This is a genomic window from Pseudonocardia asaccharolytica DSM 44247 = NBRC 16224 (assembly GCF_000423625.1).
GTDB lineage: Bacteria > Actinomycetota > Actinomycetes > Mycobacteriales > Pseudonocardiaceae > Pseudonocardia > Pseudonocardia asaccharolytica.
The window spans coordinates 194,720-210,906 of sequence record NZ_AUII01000001.1 but is presented as its reverse complement, the minus strand read 5'-3'; the positions used below and the strand labels follow the sequence as shown (position 1 = coordinate 210,906).

The 16,187-nt window shown below is 73.5% G+C and carries 15 protein-coding genes; 3 read left to right on the top strand and 12 right to left on the bottom strand.

Features of this window, described 5'->3' with window-relative positions; all coding sequences use genetic code 11:
- Positions 1 to 54: 54 nt before the first annotated feature.
- The 3 genes from recX to G567_RS0101000 all read right to left on the bottom strand — a co-directional run bounded on the left by recX (position 55) and on the right by G567_RS0101000 (position 2,535).
- A complete protein-coding gene (gene recX / locus G567_RS36770) occupies positions 55 to 1,050 on the bottom strand; it encodes a recombination regulator RecX (protein WP_307724141.1) in 996 nt (331 codons plus the stop codon).
- A gap of 48 nt (positions 1,051 to 1,098) precedes the next feature.
- A complete protein-coding gene (recA, locus tag G567_RS0101005) occupies positions 1,099 to 2,145 on the bottom strand; it encodes a recombinase RecA (protein ID WP_028928494.1) in 1,047 nt (348 codons plus the stop codon).
- Positions 2,146 to 2,340: 195 nt separating this feature from the next.
- Positions 2,341 to 2,535, bottom strand: coding sequence for a DUF3046 domain-containing protein (locus tag G567_RS0101000; protein ID WP_028928493.1), 195 nt, complete (start codon positions 2,533 to 2,535; stop codon positions 2,341 to 2,343).
- A 406-nt stretch (positions 2,536 to 2,941) separates the two neighbouring features.
- Between G567_RS0101000 and G567_RS35055 the strand changes: the two genes are divergently transcribed.
- The gene (locus G567_RS35055) at positions 2,942 to 3,079 is read left to right on the top strand and encodes a hypothetical protein (protein WP_169338700.1); all 138 of its coding nucleotides are present in this window, start codon (positions 2,942 to 2,944) and stop codon (positions 3,077 to 3,079) included.
- A 9-nt stretch (positions 3,080 to 3,088) separates the two neighbouring features.
- Here G567_RS35055 and G567_RS26070 read toward each other — a convergent pair whose 3' ends face one another.
- A complete protein-coding gene (locus G567_RS26070) occupies positions 3,089 to 4,342 on the bottom strand; it encodes an MFS transporter (RefSeq protein ID WP_245585489.1) in 1,254 nt (417 codons plus the stop codon).
- A 106-nt stretch (positions 4,343 to 4,448) separates the two neighbouring features.
- Between G567_RS26070 and G567_RS0100985 the strand changes: the two genes are divergently transcribed.
- The gene (locus tag G567_RS0100985) at positions 4,449 to 9,179 is read left to right on the top strand and encodes an ATP-dependent helicase (protein WP_028928492.1); all 4,731 of its coding nucleotides are present in this window, start codon (positions 4,449 to 4,451) and stop codon (positions 9,177 to 9,179) included.
- Between the two features lie 49 nt (positions 9,180 to 9,228).
- Here G567_RS0100985 and G567_RS0100980 read toward each other — a convergent pair whose 3' ends face one another.
- Together G567_RS0100980 and G567_RS26065 are read right to left on the bottom strand one after the other, a co-directional pair.
- Positions 9,229 to 9,645, bottom strand: a complete 417-nt coding sequence (locus G567_RS0100980; protein WP_028928491.1) for a hypothetical protein — start codon at positions 9,643 to 9,645, stop codon at positions 9,229 to 9,231.
- A 299-nt stretch (positions 9,646 to 9,944) separates the two neighbouring features.
- The gene (locus tag G567_RS26065; protein WP_051232016.1) at positions 9,945 to 10,526 is read right to left on the bottom strand and encodes a hypothetical protein; all 582 of its coding nucleotides are present in this window, start codon (positions 10,524 to 10,526) and stop codon (positions 9,945 to 9,947) included.
- 162 nt (positions 10,527 to 10,688) lie between these two features.
- Between G567_RS26065 and G567_RS36985 the strand changes: the two genes are divergently transcribed.
- Complete coding sequence (locus G567_RS36985; RefSeq protein ID WP_028928490.1) at positions 10,689 to 10,916, top strand: GAF domain-containing protein; 228 nt, start codon at positions 10,689 to 10,691, stop codon at positions 10,914 to 10,916.
- A gap of 20 nt (positions 10,917 to 10,936) precedes the next feature.
- Here the strand turns inward: G567_RS36985 and yidC are convergent, their stop codons facing one another.
- From yidC to G567_RS0100935, 6 genes are all read right to left on the bottom strand, one after another.
- Positions 10,937 to 11,929 carry a membrane protein insertase YidC gene (gene yidC, locus G567_RS26060; RefSeq protein ID WP_037055247.1) on the bottom strand — a complete coding sequence of 331 codons (993 nt, stop codon included), beginning with the start codon at positions 11,927 to 11,929 and terminating at the stop codon, positions 10,937 to 10,939.
- Between the two features lie 154 nt (positions 11,930 to 12,083).
- Positions 12,084 to 12,377, bottom strand: a complete 294-nt coding sequence (locus G567_RS26055; RefSeq protein WP_051232015.1) for a DUF6412 domain-containing protein — start codon at positions 12,375 to 12,377, stop codon at positions 12,084 to 12,086.
- Between the two features lie 125 nt (positions 12,378 to 12,502).
- Positions 12,503 to 13,168, bottom strand: coding sequence for a response regulator (locus G567_RS0100950; RefSeq protein ID WP_028928489.1), 666 nt, complete (start codon positions 13,166 to 13,168; stop codon positions 12,503 to 12,505).
- Complete coding sequence (locus tag G567_RS0100945; protein ID WP_028928488.1) at positions 13,165 to 14,427, bottom strand: sensor histidine kinase; 1,263 nt, start codon at positions 14,425 to 14,427, stop codon at positions 13,165 to 13,167. Before G567_RS0100945 ends, G567_RS0100950 begins: the two co-directional genes overlap by 4 nt.
- Before the next feature lie 13 nt (positions 14,428 to 14,440).
- Entirely contained in the window at positions 14,441 to 15,178 is a 738-nt protein-coding gene (locus G567_RS0100940) for an ABC transporter permease (RefSeq protein ID WP_028928487.1), read from the bottom strand.
- Positions 15,175 to 16,080, bottom strand: coding sequence for an ABC transporter ATP-binding protein (locus G567_RS0100935; protein WP_028928486.1), 906 nt, complete (start codon positions 16,078 to 16,080; stop codon positions 15,175 to 15,177). Before G567_RS0100935 ends, G567_RS0100940 begins: the two co-directional genes overlap by 4 nt.
- Positions 16,081 to 16,187: the final 107 nt, after the last annotated feature.

The window sequence follows — 16,187 nt, the reverse complement described above, 5'->3', positions numbered from 1 at the left end:
GATCGCCGGCAAGACTCCGGCAGAAGCACGCCGACGGCGCGCTTGCCGTCCTCGTCAGTCGTCCTCGCCGGAGAGCAGCTGCTCGGCCAGTTCGGACGCGTGCTCGGCCAGCGCCTCCCTGACGACGCGGTAGGCGATACCGGCCGGATAGCCCTTCCGGGCGAGCATGCCCAGCAGCCGTCGAGCGGCCGCCTCATCTGGCGTGCCGCGCAGCGTGCGCAGCTTGCGGTCGATCAGCTCGCGGGCCCGCCGCTCCTCGGCCTCGGCATCGACCTCGGCGAGCGCCTCGCCCGCTGTCTCCTCGTCGACGCCTTTGCGGCGCAGCTCGACCGCGATGGCCCGGCGGCCAAGGCCACGGAAGGAGTGCCGGGAACGCACCCATTGCTCCGCGAACGCGGCGTCGTCGATCAGGCCGACCTCGCTGAACCGTTCGAGCACCGCGTTCGCCGCATCATCGGGAACACCGCGCTTGCGCAGCGCCTGGGCCAGCTCCTGGCGGGTGCGGGCCCGGTCGGTGAGCAGCCGCAAGCAGATCGACCTGGCCACCGCCTCCGGATCGGCATCCGCGGCGGGTTCACCGGCCGCCCGGTGCGGATCGGCATCCCGGATCGGTTCTGCGGCGCGTCGACTCTGCCTCGGGGTGTTGTTCGTCGATGCGCCACCGGTCCGGCGCCGGCCCACCGGACGCCCCCCGGGCTCGCTCGACCTGGCCGCGCCCGACCCTTTCTCGCGCGGCCCGTCGTCGGAGGCCACCCTCCTCGGCCGGCGGGTCGCGCCGGGCGTCGTGCCGTCGAACCGAGCGGTACGGACCGCGGGCCGATCGCCGGCGAGATCCGCGTCGTCGAACAGGGCAACCGGGCGCGAGGGGCCCGGCGCGTCGAGGCCGTCGAGCGGGGCCCCCCGAGGGTGCTCGGCCCCGCGGTCCACGGATGTCGGGCGATCTCCTCCCCCGGCATCCGCCTCGGGGTCGCGCTCCCGCAGAGCATCGAGGCGCGCGACGGCAGGCCGCTCCCCGGACCGGTCGGCGTCGAGGCCCTCCAGCGAGGCCACCCGCGCCGACCGTCCCGGATCGGTTGCGCTCGGATCAGGCACCGGGCTTTAGAAGTCGACAGGGGCGGGCAGCGGCGCGGCCTCGCCGTCGGCGTCGAGCACGGCCCCGATACCGAGCTTCTCCTTGATGCGCTTCTCGATCTCGGCCGCGATGTCCGGGTTCTCCTTGAGGAACTTGCGGGCGTTCTCCTTGCCCTGGCCCATCTGGTCGCCCTCGTAGGTGTACCAGGCACCGGACTTGCGGATGATGCCTTGCTCGACACCGACGTCGATGAGCGAGCCCTCCCGGCTGATACCCACGCCGTAGAGCACATCGAACTCCGCCTGCTTGAACGGCGGCGCCACCTTGTTCTTCACGACCTTGACCCGGGTGCGGCTGCCGACCATGTCGGTGCCGTCCTTGAGCGTTTCGATACGGCGGATGTCGAGCCGTACCGAGGCATAGAACTTCAGCGCCTTACCGCCGGTCGTCGTTTCCGGGGAGCCGAACATGACACCGATCTTTTCCCGCAGTTGGTTGATGAAGATCGCTGTGGTGCCCGAGTTGCTCAGCGCACCGGTGATCTTCCGCAACGCCTGGCTCATCAGCCGGGCCTGCAGGCCGACGTGGCTGTCGCCCATCTCGCCCTCGATCTCCGCGCGGGGCACCAGGGCGGCCACCGAGTCGATGACGATGATGTCGAGCGCGCCGGAGCGGATCAGCATGTCGGCGATCTCGAGGGCCTGTTCACCGGTGTCGGGCTGGGAGACCAGCAGGTCGTCGGTGTTGACCCCCAGCGCCTTGGCGTACTCCGGGTCCAGCGCGTGCTCGGCGTCGATGAAGGCGGCGATCCCACCCGCGGCCTGGGCGCTGGCCACGGCATGGAGCGCCACGGTCGTCTTGCCGCTGGACTCCGGTCCGTAGATCTCCACGACGCGGCCGCGGGGCAGCCCGCCGACCCCGAGCGCGACGTCGAGCGCGATGGAGCCGGTGGGAATGACGCCGATCGGCGGCCGCGTGTCGTCGCCGAGGCGCATCACGGAGCCCTTGCCGTGGTTCTTCTCGATCTGAGCGAGGGCGAGTTGGAGCGCCTTCTCGCGGTCGGGTGCGGTCATCTCGGTCTGCCACCTCGCTGATGTGCGCTCGGTCTTGGCTGTTGAGGTCTTGCGGGGAGCCACGGATGAACCGTATTGGGTCCGACCGACAGTTCCGCCGATCGCTCGGCCGGCTGTGGACAACTGGCCCGCGATGCGAACCACAGTCTATACGAACGCGTGTTCGATCGCACCCCGGCGGGCCGGCCGAGCGGGTCAGCGGCGCTGTTGCGGCACGTCGTAGTCGTCGCACACCGCATGCCACACCTTCCGCAGGTCGAACCCGTCCTCGATCGCCTGCTCGACGGTCCGGCCGCCCAGCGCGGAGAAGACGTGGTCGCGGGCGAGCGAGCCCGCCCGTATCCGGCCGAACTCGCCCTCCATCAGCTCGCGGAAATGGCTCAGTCGCACCCATCCGAGGGTAGGCCCCCTCCGGGGGTGGCAGGCGGAGGACGGGCTGCGGCGGCTGCTCGACGAGGCCTGGGCTGCGGTGGGCGGCGCGCCCGGGGACACCCACCGGCTGGGCCTCACCGGTCCGGCGGACACGCTGAGCCCGGCGTTCCCGGTCACCGCGGTGGGCGCGGCCGCGGTCGGAGCCGCGCTGGTTGCTGGCCCAGCCCCGCGCCGGACGGGTCGTGGCCTCCGAGGTGGACCCGGACCCGTACTGCGAACAGATCGCGGTGCCGGACGGCCTGCTCACCATCGTCTCCCCGCCCGGCACCGTCGACGGGCGTTCCCTGCACTGGCCCGCCCCGGCGCCCACGTTCGGCGCCCGCGGAACCGGCCTGGCTGCCGCGCACGCCGTAACGTGGTCGATATGTCGGTTCTCAGCTGGCTCGGACAGGCCGATCCGACCGGCTTCTCCTCGCCGCTCGGACGTGTCGTCGTCCTGCTCGCGCTGCTCGCGTCGCTGGTCGTGCTGCTGCGGTGGTGGTGGCAGCAGCGCAAGCGCTGACCCGACCGCTCAGGCGGTGCGCGCCGGGCGCAGCACCGAGGCTCCGGCCGCAACCAGGAAAGGCAGCACGAGCACGGCGGACACCACGCCGAGCACGCCGAACGACGTCGCGGCGACGATCAGACCACCGGCGATGCCGCCCACGGCGCCCGCGACGTTCATCGTCACGTCCGACAGCCCCTGCGCCCGCGGGCGCACCTCGACCGGGAGCGACTCGGTGAGCAGCGCGGAACCGGCGATGAGCCCGGCCGACCAGCCGAGCCCCAGCAGGATGAGCCCGATGGTGAGCAGCGCGTGGTCGGTGCTGCCCGCCATCGCGCTGAGGATGCCGGAAGCGACCAGCAGGACCGCCCCGAGCGCCAGCACCGGACGCCGTCCCAGGCGGTCGGCGAGCCATCCGAACAGGGGGCTGAGCGCGTACATGCCGGCCACGTGCAGGCTGATCACCAACCCGACGGCCTGCAGAGATGCCCCGCCGTGGTCCATGTGCACCGGGGTCATCGACATGATCGCGACCATGACCAGGTGCCCGAGGGCCACACCGACGAGCCCGAGCACGGCGGCCGGGCTCGCGCGCAGCGCCGCACGTACCTGGGCACCGGAAACGACGGCCCGCGCGGCCCCGTCGTCGGCGCGGGCGCGCGCCAGCAGCAGCGGATCGGGCCGCAGCCCCAGCCAGGAGATCCCCGCGGCGAGGGCGAACACCCCGGTGCAGAGCACGAACGGACCGGTCGACGGCTCCCAGCCGAGCCGCTGCGCGACGTCCTGGGTGGGACCGGCGAGGTTCGGCCCGGCCACCGCGCCGACGGTCGTCGCCCAGACGACCATCGCGAGCGCCCTGGCCCGCCGTTCCGGCGCGGCCAGGTCGGTGGCGGCGAACCGCGCGGCGAGGCCCGCGGCCGTCGCGGCGCCGACGAGAACCAGCGCAGCCAGCAGCGCGGCCGCGTTCCCGATCGTCACGGCGACGATGGCGCCCGCACCGCCGAGCGCGCTGCCCGCATACGCGACCGTGATCGCGGGACGGCGTCCGCCGCGCGTCGCCACCCGGGCGGTCACCAGCGCGGACGCCGCGGCACCGAGCACGACCATCGTCTGCGCCGCACCACCGACGGCCTCCGACCCGGACAGCCGGGACGCCGTCAGGGAGCTGATGGCGATCGCCGTCGCGACGCCGACGCCGCCGAGCACCTGGCTCAGCGAGAGCGTCACGAGGACCCGGCGCTGGGCCGCGGCGACCGCCGCGGTCGTCAATGTGGTGCCCACGGTTCGATCCTGCCTGGCCGCCGCGACGGTGGGCAGCGATCCGCGCGTGAGAAGCGCGACGGTGCGGTCTCCCCGGCGCCCGAGATTGTCGGTGGGACGCGGCACCATGGGTCGCGTGAACGCGATCGACGGCTTCTCCCCCGCCACCCAGGAGTGGTTCCGCGGGGCCTTCGCGGCGCCCACCGCCGCTCAGGAGGGCGCGTGGCGGGCCGCGCAGGCGGGCCGGCACGCGCTGGTCGTGGCGCCGACCGGGTCGGGCAAGACGCTGGCCGCGTTCCTCTGGGCGCTCGACCGGCTGGCCCGCGAACCCGTCCCGGCCCAACCGAGGCACCGGTGCCGGGTCCTGTATGTCTCCCCGCTGAAAGCGCTCGCGGTCGACGTCCAGCGCAATCTGCGCAGCCCGCTGGCCGGGATCCGGCAGGCCGCGCAGCGGCTCGGTGTCGCGGTCCCGGACATCACCGTCGGGATACGCACCGGCGATACCCCCGCCGACGAGCGCAGGCAGTTCGCCCGCACCCCACCCGATGTGCTGGTCACAACGCCCGAGTCGCTGTTCCTGCTGCTCACCTCGGCCGCGCGGGAGTCGCTGCGCGGCGTGGGCACGGTGATCCTCGACGAGGTGCACGCCGTCGCGGGCACGAAGCGCGGGGCGCATCTGGCCCTGTCCCTCGAACGTCTCGAGGAGTTGCTCGACGCCCCGGCGCAGCGGATCGGGCTGTCGGCCACGGTGCGCCCCGTCGACGAGGTGTCGACGTTCCTCGCCGGGGCCCGGCCCGTCGAACTGGTCCAGCCGGCCGTCCCGAAGACGATCGAGATCGCCGTCGAGGTTCCGGTGCCCGACCTCGCGGCGCTCGACGAGCGGCCCGCCCCGGGCACCGCCGACGAGGAGGTCATCGGGTCGGCGGCCGGCGCGGCGCAGCGGCCGTCGATCTGGCCCGCTGTGGAGCGCAGGCTCCTCGACCTGGTCCGCGCGCACCGCTCGACGATCGTGTTCGCCAACTCCCGGCGGCTGGCCGAACGCCTGACGGCCAGGCTCAACGAGCTGGTGGCCGAGGAGATCGAGGGCACAGCGGAGCCCGGCGCGTTCCCGGCGGAGGCGATCGGCCAGTCCGGCGTCGCGGGCGGCGCCCTGCCCGTCGTGGCCAAGGCCCACCACGGCTCGATGTCGCGCGAGCAGCGCAGCCTGGTCGAGGAGGGGCTCAAGGCCGGTCGACTGCCCTGCGTGGTGGCCACCTCCAGCCTCGAACTGGGCATCGACATGGGTGCCGTCGACCTCGTCGTACAGGTGGAGGCGCCGCCGAGCGTGGCGTCGGGCCTGCAGCGGGTCGGGCGCGCCGGCCATCAGGTGGGCGCGGTGTCGCGCGGGGTGGTGTTCCCGAAGTACCGGGGGGACCTGGTCTCCTGCGCGGTTGTCGCCGAACGGATGGCCGGCGGTGCGATCGAGTCGCTGCGCTACCCGCGCAACCCGCTCGACGTGCTGGCCCAGCACATCGTGGCGATGGTGGCGCTGCAGCCGTGGCAGCTCGGCGACCTCGCGGCCGTGGTGCGCCGCGCTGCCCCGTTCGCCGCCCTGCCCGACGCCGCGCTGCACGCCACCCTCGACATGCTCGCGGGGCGTTACCCGAGCGAGGAGTTCGGCGAGCTGCGCGCCCGGATCACCTGGGACCGGGCCACCGACCAGCTCCACGGCAGGCCCGGCGCCCAGCGGCTCGCCGTCACCTCCGGAGGCACGATCCCGGATCGCGGGCTGTTCACCGTGATGACGCCCGGGGGGGCCGACGGGCGCGGCTCGCGGGTCGGCGAGCTGGACGAGGAGATGGTCTACGAGTCCCGGGTCGGTGACACGTTCCTGCTCGGCACGTCCAGCTGGAAGGTCGAGGACATCACGCACGACCGCGTGATCGTCATCCCGGCGCCCGGCGAGCCCGCGCGGATGCCGTTCTGGAAGGGCGAGTCGATCGGCAGGCCGCTGGAGCTGGGCCGGGCGGTCGGCGCGTTCGTCCGGGAGATGGCCGGGCTCGACGAGGAGGCGGCGCAGGCCCGCGCCGCGCTGGCCGGGCTCGACGAGTGGGCCACCGACAACCTGCTCGCCTACCTGCGCGAGCAGCAGGAATCCACCCGGCACGTGCCCAGCGACCGGACGCTCCTCGTCGAGCGGTTCCGCGACGAGCTGGGCGACTGGCGGCTGGTGGTGCACTCACCGTTCGGGTCGCAGGTCAACGGGCCGTGGGCGCTGGCGATCGCGGCCCGGATGCGGGAGCGGCGCGGAGTCGAGGTGCACGCGGCCAGCGCGGACGACGGCATCGTGCTGCGGCTGCCCGACGCGCTGGACGACGACGGGGTCGAGATCGTGCCCACCGCGGAGGACGTGCTGCTCGACCCGGCCGAGATCGAGCAGATCGTGGTGGCCGAGCTCGGTGGCTCGTCGCTGTTCGCCTCCCGGTTCCGGGAATGCGCGGCCCGCGCGCTGCTGCTGCCGCGCCGCGACCCGAAGCGGCGCACCCCGCTGTGGCAGCAGCGGCAACGTTCCGCGCAGCTGCTCACCGTCGCCGGCCGGTACGAGCAGTTCCCGATCACCCTCGAGGCGATGCGCGAATGCGTGCAGGACGTGTACGACCTGCCCGGGCTGCGCGAGCTGATGGCCGAGGTGGCCGCGCGGACGGTGAAGGTGGTGGAGGTGGCCACGCCTGCGCCGTCCCCGTTCGCCCGCAGCCTGTTGTTCGGCTATGTGGGGATGTTCCTCTACGAGCTGGACGCGCCGCTGGCCGAGCGCCGGGCCGCCGCGCTGTCGCTCGACTCCACGCTGCTCGCGGAGCTGCTGGGCTCCGAGGCGATCCGCGAGCTGCTCGACCCGGAGGTGGTGGCCGAGGTCGAGGCGACGCTGCAGCGGCGCACCGCCGACCGGCACGCCCGCGACGCCGAGGGCGCCGCCGACCTGCTGCGTTTCCTCGGCGACCTCACCGAGGCCGAGGCCGCCGACCGCGGGGTGCGGCCGGAATGGCTGGCCGAGCTGGGAGCGGCGCGGCGCGCGATCCAGGTGCGTCTCGCGGGCGAGCGGCGCTGGCTGGCGATCGAGGACGCGGGCCGGGTGCGCGATGCGCTGGGCGTGGCGCTGCCGGTCGGGGTCCCCGAGGCGTTCACCGAGCCGGTGGCCGACCCGCTGGGCGACCTCGTGCTCCGCTACGCCCGCACTCACGGACCCTTCCCGGCGGCCGAATGCGCCGAACGGTTCGGGCTGGGCGTCGCCGTCGTGACCGGGGTGCTCGATCGGCTCACCGGGGCGGGCCGGCTGGTCCGGGGCGAGCTGCGGCCACCCGGGCTGCTCACGCAGCGCCCGGGTGGCGCACCGGGGGCGGCGGGTGTGGAGTACTGCGACGCCGAGGTGCTGCGCAGGCTGCGCCGGGCGTCCCTGGCCCGGCTGCGGGCCGAGGTCGAGCCGGTCGAACAGCGCGCGCTGGGCCGGTTCCTGCCGGCCTGGCAAGGGGTGGAGACCGTCTCCGGCGGTGTCGGGCATCGGGGCCGGATGCGCCGGGCGCCGGGGGCCGAGGACGTGCTGGGCGTCATCGAGCAGCTGGCCGGGGCGCCGCTTCCGGCCAGCGCCCTGGAGTCGCGCATCTTGCCCGCCCGGCTACCCGGCTACTCCCCCGCGCTGCTCGACGAGCTGACCGCGGCCGGCGAGGTCACCTGGACCGGATGCGGTCCGCTGACCGGTGCCGACGGCTGGCTGGCCGTCGCCCCGGCCGACGTGGCCGACCTCCTGCTGCCCGAGCCCGCGCCCGACGTCGCGGCGGCGCCGCTGCACCGGGCCCTGCTCACCGCGCTCGGGCTGTCCGACCTCGACGCGTCCCCGGGGATGGGCGCCTTCTCCGGCGCGGTCTTCTTCCGGGAGCTCGCCGACCGCGCCGGGCGCACCCTGGTCGACGCCGGGGAACCGGCCCCGGCCGACGACGCCGTCGTCACCGCGATCTGGGATCTCGTGTGGGCCGGGCTGCTGACCAACGACACGCTCGGCCCGCTGCGCGCGCGGCTGTCCGGCGGGCGCGGTGGCACGCACCGGACCCGGCGGTCGGCGCCTCGGGGCCGGTACGCGCAGCTGCGTGCCGGACGCCCGGCGATGCCCAGCCGCGCCGGTCCCCCGTCGGTCGGCGGCCGCTGGTCGCTCACCGTCGCGCGCGAACCCGATCCCACCCGGCGCGCGCACGCGCTCGCCGAGGCGTTCCTGGAACGACACGGGGTGCTGACCCGCGGCGCGCTGTCGACCGAGCGGAGCACGGGCGGGTTCGCCGGGGTCTATCGGGTGCTGCGCGCGATGGAGGACTCCGGCCGCTGCCGGCGCGGATACGTCATCGACGGCCTTGGCGCGGCGCAGTTCGCCGTACCGGGCGCGATCGACCGGCTGCGCGCGCTGTCCCGGCCCGACGGCGGACCGCCCGGAGGTCTGCACGATACCCGCCGCACACCCGATGGCCCGGCGGGCGTGGTACTCGCCGCCGCCGACCCCGCCCAGCCCTACGGCGCGGCGTTGGCCTGGCCTGAAACCATCGGCGAAACCAAGCACCGGCCCGGCCGCAAGGCCGGAGCACTCGTCGTGCTGGTCGACGGAGCGCCCGCGCTCTACGTGGAGCGGGGCGGTCGCTCGCTGCTGTCGTTCACCACCGACCGCGACGAGCTGCGCGCCGGAGCCGAGGCGTTGGCCGGAGCCGTGCACGAGGGCTGGCTGGGATCGCTGGCCGTGGAGCGCGCCGACGGGGTCGACTCGCGAGGCTCCGAACTGACCGACGTGCTCACCGAGGCCGGGTTCCGGGTCACGCCCAAGGGCCTGCGGCTCCGGGCCTGACCCGCCGCGCCACCGCACCGGGAGACGCCGACCCACCGCCCGGACGAGCTCAGCGGGCCGGGCCGAGCGCGCCGAGCAGGCCACGCAGCTCCTCCTGCAGCCGCGCCAGGTCCGGCCCGCAGATCTCGGGCGACGACGGGGGCTCGCCGCCCGGACCGGGCAGGCAGCCATCGCCGGTGAAGCGGTCGATCGCCCCTCCGACCCGGCCTGCCGCGGCGTCGATCGTCGCCTCCTGCGGCCGTCCCTCCACCACCGACCGGGCCTGAGCCGCTGCGTTCTCCACCTGCGCAACGAACCGGGCACACCGCGGATAGATGTCCGCGGCGGGATGCGTCTGGCACTCGTCCTTCGCGATCGAGCCGAGCTTCCGCACGAGATGCGTCAACGAGGCGGCCTGCGGCGCGCCCGGCGCGCCCGATCCGCCCGGCGCCGGCGCGCAACCGATCACCACGAGCAGCGCCGCCACGACCAAGGCTGGAAGACCCGACCGGGCTCGCTCCGAGCCTAAGAGCGAGCGCACATGACAGTCCGGCTCCTCGCCGGGGCGGTATCGGTGTCGTGGCGTGCTCGCACACACATCGCGATGCTGGCACACAGGCTCCGCCCGATGCGTGAGCACCGCGGTGTGTGTGCGAGCATCCCGAACCCCTCATCTGCCGGGTTCTCTCCACGAGTCAGCGCGCCCGACGAATGATCGCCATGATCGTCGCGAGGGACATGTGACCGCTGTCCGGCCGGGGACAGATCAGGCGTCCAGGTCGGTCGTCACTCGTCTGGTCGACGCCGGGCTGACGCGTCCCGGTGGATCTGCAGCAGCGGTGGCACGGACTCGACCGGTGTTCGCCCTATCCCGCACTCCGTGGCGATCCCGAAGGTGGCGATGTGCCGTCGGGCGGTGGCGATCCGGGAGAAGGCGGAGTCGGTACCGTCCCGGTCGGTGATCAGTCCGAGGTACAGCTCGGTGGCCGGGTCGAGCGCCAGATCGGCCAGCGGAGCGAGGTAGCGCCCCGCGTCGACGTCCTCGCGCACCGGCAGGTGCAGGAAGTCGATCCGCCGGGGGACGACGGCGGTGAACGCGTCGGCCATGCGGACGAGGGTGCTCGCGTCGGCCAGCTCCACCTGCCGCTGGTGCTGGTAGTCGCTGTAGCAGAGGTGGAAACCCAGTTCGACGTCCTGCGGCACGGCGCCGCCGAGCCTGCCGATGCGGTCGAACACCCCGTTCCACACGTCGTCGAACCATGGCGGAGAGCCGGATAACCCTCGACCATGAATCGACCGGACGAAGTCACCGGTCGGGACGTTCATCCGTTCGACCCGGACCAGCTGGTCGACCGCCTCCTGGGTCATCAGCTCGGCCGCCGCCTCCGAGGCGATGATCTCGACGTCGCGGGTGGCGAGGCGGCACCGGATCTCCGAGCGTTATCTGGAGGCGCTCATCCGCCGCATCCAGGACGGTCGCACCGACGGCGTGATCAAGCGCGTCTGGAAGACCCGGCACAGTACGTCGTGGTGGCCGACGCGCGTACCGACCCGCTGATGGCCGCGGCGCACGACCTGGTGCGGGCGGAGGGCTACGTCAGCCTGCTGGCCCTCCCCTTGCTCTACGGCGACTCACTGGTCGCCACGGTCAGCATGTACTACGACCGGAGCGTGGAGCTGGACAAGGAGTACGTCACGACCGCACAGGGCGTCGCCGACCACTTCGCGGTTGCGCTCGGCCTGGCCCCGCGTCCCTGACGCGGGCCCCTGACGCGCGTTCAGTGGCGGCCGCCCTTGCGCGTGCGGGAGCGCTTGCGGCCAGCGGCGGCCTTCCCCCCGCGCCGCGTCGGCTGCCCGGACGCGGGGCGGCCGGCCCCGGCCCGCGCGACGGTCCGGTGTGGACCGTGCTCCGCGGGCACCGAGACCGCCCCCTCGGTGGCGGACCGGGCCTCCTCGGCGTCCAACCTGCGGAAGACGAGGTGCTGCTGGGTCATCGTCCAGGCGTTGTTCGTCAGCCAGTAGAGCAGGATCGCGATCGGGAACGCGAAGAACAGCCCGCCGACGATCACACCGAGCGGGAAGATCCACGGAGTCCACCGCACGATCGACGCGAGCTGACCGGCCTGACCGCCGGCGTCGAGCGGCTGGGCCTGCTGCTGGCGGGCCGAGAATCGGGCGTTGAGATGCGTAGCCACCGCGGCCAGCACCACCAGCGGCACCGCGACGGCCACCACCTCCCAGCGCTCGACATGCGCGCCGAACGAGTCGAGCAGCGACTGGGGCATCGAGATGTAGGACGACAGCGGTGCCCCGAACAGCCGGGCCTCGAGAAACGATCGGACCTCGTCCGGGCTGAACACGTAGTTGGGGATCGCCGCGTTCTGCTCGAAACTCAGGCCGGGCCGGTTGAAGTAGCGCAGGACGTGATAGAGCGCGATGAACACCGGCGCCTGGATCAGCATCGGCAGGCAACCGCCCATCATGTTGACGCCGTGTTCGCGCTGCAGCCGCTGGGTCTCCTCGACGAGCTTCTGCTTGTCGTCGGCATGACGTTTGCGCAGCTCCGCGAGCTGCGGGGCGAGCACGCGCAGCTTGCGGCCGGACCGGACCTGCGAGATGAACGGCCTGATCATCAGGGCCCGGAGGGTGAGCACGAGGAAGATCACCGACAGCGCCCACGCCACACCGCTCGAGGCTCCGAGCACGAGGCCGAAGACCTGGTGCCAGAACCACATGACGGCCGAGATCGGGTAGTAGAGGAAGTTCAGCACGCCGGCACCTCGCCGGGCCGGACGGGACGGATGGGCAGGGACATGATGGGCAGGGGCATGCCGGCGCTCCAGGGCGTTCCGCGGGACGATCAGGGCATCTCGACCCCGGCGGTGCGCCGCCGCCCACCCTGCCCGCGACCGGGCACGACGGGGGCTACACCGCCGGAACCAGCCCCGACGGCGCGCGGGGGCGGGCATGCCCGGCCGCGTCCGGATCCTGCTGACGAGGTACCGCGGCCCTGGACCGCGACTGGCGCAGCGCCCGCGCGAGGACGGCCGGGCCGGCGCCGGGGGCCGTTCGCAGGCCCGCCGCGGTATGCCTGACCAGGCCCCACGCCCAGAGCGCGGCGCCGAGTACGCCGATGAGCACGCCCGGCTCACCCGCGACGAGGACATAGCCGAGCACGAGCAGGGCGATGGCCTGCGCGGTCGTGCTCGTGCGGAGCATGCGGCCCTCCCGATGGGCTTCGGCCTGATGGCGCTCGCGTCTCGTACGGTACCGGAAGCTCCGCCGGTCGCGCCGGGGCTCGGCCCGGCGGGTGGTCAGCGCCGATTGTTCGCTCGCAAGCTCGCTCAGGGGGGCAGCAGGCCACGCCGGTAGGCCGCAGCGACCGCGGAGGCGCGGTCGCGAACGTCGAGCTTGGCGTAGATGTGCAACAGATGGGTCTTGATCGTCGCCTCGCTGATGAACAGCTGCCGGGCCATCTCGCGGTTCGTCGCCCCGCCCGCGACCAGCCGCAGCACCTCCAGCTCCCGCCCGCTCAGTGGCTCCTCGGGCTCCTCGTCCGACACGCGGAGCCGTCCCATCAGCCGCCCCGCCACCGCCGGGGACAGCACCGCCTCGCCGCGGTACGCCGCCCGCACGGCGCGCAGCAGCTCCTCGCGTGGGGTGTCCTTGAGCAGATATCCGGTGGCCCCGGCCTCGATCGCCGGCAGCACGTCACGATCGGTGTCGAACGTCGTCAGCACCAGAATCCGGACCGACGGGGCGGTGCGCCGCAGCTCACGGGTCGCCTCGACCCCACCCATCGTCGGCATCCGCAGGTCCATCAGCACCACGTCGACCGGGATGGCCGCCACCCGCGCCAGCGCCTCGGCGCCGTGTCCGGCCTCGCCGACGACCTCCATGTCCGGCGCACCCGACAGCACCCCCCGCAGGCCGTCGCGGACCACCGGATGGTCATCCACGATCAGCACCCGGATCGGGTTCGCCGGCCCGTCCCCCGTCACCCCGCTCACACCTGCACCTCCGCCGGTATCGCCGGCACACTCACGCTCAGCGCGGTCCCCTCGCCGGGCGCGCTCTCGATCGAGCAGCTGCCCGACACCCGGCGCACCCGCTGCTCCATCGCGGTCAGACCGAACCCGCCGCGCCGCTCGCCCGGGGCGAACCCGATGCCGTCGTCGCGCACATCGAGGACCACCACTTCGTCCATATAGGACAGGGTGAGGCCGACCGTGGTCGCCTCGGCATGCTTGGCGACGTTGGCCAGCGCCTCCTGCGCCACCCGGAACAACGTCACCTCCAGCTCGGGCAGCAGCGCGCGCGCCACCCCGGTCGTGTCCAGCCGGACCGCCACCCCGGAGATCTCCGACCAGCGGTGCGCCAGGTCGGCGAGCGCGTCGGGCAGCTGCGCGGCCTCGAGCGGCTCGGGGCGCAGCGCCTCGACCGAGCGCCGGGCCTCGCGCAAGCTCTCCCGGGCCAGACCGCGGGCGAGGCCGACGTGCCGGTCGCGCAGCTCGTCGTCCCCCGCGGCCATCGCCGCCTCGAGCTGGGTGACGATCCCGGTCAGTCCCTGGGCGAGGGTGTCGTGGATCTCGCGGGCCATCCGCTGGCGCTCGTCGTGCACCCCGGCCTCGCGAGCCTGGGCCAGCAGCTGTGCGTGCAGGCCGGCGTTCTCCTCCAGCGCCGCTGCCAGCCGGGCGTTGGTCTCCTCGAGCTCGGCGATCATCTGCTTGCGCCGCTCGGTCTGCTGGTCGCTCAGCGCGAAGAACCAGCTGAACCCGCCGGCGACCAGCATGTTGGCCACGACCAGCGCGGCCAGACCGGCCCACCAACCTGGGCTCGGTTCGGCGAGCCTGCCGCCCATCTGCGAGTACGCGGCGACGGCCGCCGCGACCGCCACCGCCGCGAAGCGCCAGTGGCCGCGCAGGAAGCGGAAGGCGTGACCGTAGACGGCGAGCACCAGGAACGCGAACAATGGTGACAGCCAGGTGAGCGCCGCGGTCAACGCGAGCATCCCGACCATATAGACGGCGCCGAGCCGCGGCTCGTCCGCCCGGACCGGCGGCAGCACGGCCAGCAGCAGCGTCCAGGCCAGCGTCGCCGCCACCAGCGCACCGGTCACCGCCCAGAACCGAGGCCCCTCGGACGGCAGGACGACGATCGTGAGGATCAGCCCGAGACCGAGTCCGAGGAACGGCGTGAAGCGATCGATGATCATCTCCGCCCGGCGCTCGACGGCGTCGAGCCGGTCCTCGGCGCGTTGCCCGACCATCCGCGGTCTCCTCCTACTCCCAGCGGAACAACCTAGCCGCCAGCGCACCCGCGGCCACCGCCCAGGCGAGCAGCACGCCGAGGTGTACCAGCTGCGGCCACGCCCCCGCCGAGGCCGCCTGGACCGCGCCGACCCCGGCGCCGAGCGGCGTGAAGTCGCTGATCGTCCGCAACAGCGTGGGCATCGCGTCGCGCGGTAGCCACATTCCACCGAAGAACAGCATCGGGAAGAACACGAGAGAGCCGATCGCGTTCCCGGCCCGCCCCGTGGACGCGACGGCCGCAACCAGCAGCCCGAGCCCGTAGATCGCGGCCGCGGTGAACAGCAGCGCGACGGCGAAGGCCAGCGGGGCGGCGGGCAGCGCGACCCCGAACGCGATCCGGCCGACGGCCAGCACCAGCACCGTCGACACGGCCGTGACGCCCAGCATCATGATCAGCACGGCGGTGAGCAGCGTTTCCGGCCGCACGGGTGTGACCCGCAGCCTGCGCAGCACACCCTGCTCGCGGTAGGAGGCCAGCAGCGACGGCAGGCCCTGCAGCGCCACCGCGGCGAGCACCAGCGCGATCACGACCGGCACGTACACCTCGATCAGCCGCGGACCATCGGGCGCGACCGGCTCGCCGAAGAACGGGATCGACCCGAGCACCGCAAGCAGCAGCGCCGGGAAGGCGAGGGTGTAGAAGGCGCTCGCGCGGTCGCGCAGGAACAGCCGGGTCTCCGAGATGGTCAGCGCACACAGCCCCTTCATCGCCCGGTCTCCCCGGTGAGCGCGACGAACGCGTCATCGAGCCGAGGCTGGGTGATCCGCAGCTCGGCCGCGACGATCCGGCGCTGGGCCAGCGCGGTGGTCACGGCGGCGAGCACGTCACCGGTGCCGGTGACCTCGACGCACCCCTGGTGCTGGGTCACCGCGGCAACCTCGGGCAGGGCGAGCAACACCGCATCGGGCACCGGCTCCGAGGGCCGGAATCGGATCACCTGCGGTGCCCGGACCCGCTCGACGAGGCCGTCCGGCGTGTCGATCGCGACAACGCGTCCGGCGTCGATGAGCGCCAGCCGGTCACAGAGCCGCTCGGCTTCCTCCATGAAGTGCGTGACCAGCAGGACGGTGACCCCGTCCGCGCGGATCTGTTCGACGAGCTCCCACGTGTTGCGGCGCGACTGCGGGTCGAGCCCGGTGGTCAGCTCGTCGAGCACGGCGATCCGCGGACGTCCGATCAGCGCGAGCACGATCGCCAGCCGCTGCTGCTGCCCGCCGGAGAGCGCACCGAAGCGGGTGGCCCGCATCCGGTCGAGCCCGAGCCGCTCGAGCAGCGCGTCGCCGTCGGCGGGATCGGTGTAGAACGAGGCGTAGAGCGCCACCGCCTCTCCCACCGTCATCCGCTCGGGCAGCCGGCCGTGCTGCAACTGCACACCGAGCACACGGCGCAGCGTGTCGCCGTCGCGTCGCGGGTCCAGGCCGAGCACCTCGATCGTGCCGCGGTCGGGGACGCGCAGTCCCGTGATGCAGTCGACCGTCGTCGTCTTCCCGGCGCCGTTCGGGCCGAGCACGCCGAAGATCTCGCCCTCCGCCACGGTGAAGGAGACGTCATCCACCGCGACCTGGGCGCCGTAGCGTTTGAGTAGTCCGTTGACCTCGATGACCGCCATGTCCACCAGACTCGCGGGCCACGCGCGTCAGGGGATCGACCGCGCGCCGCGCGATGCCGATCGCCCCGGTGGACCGTCACTCCACCGATCGGTGGATGCGCGTACCG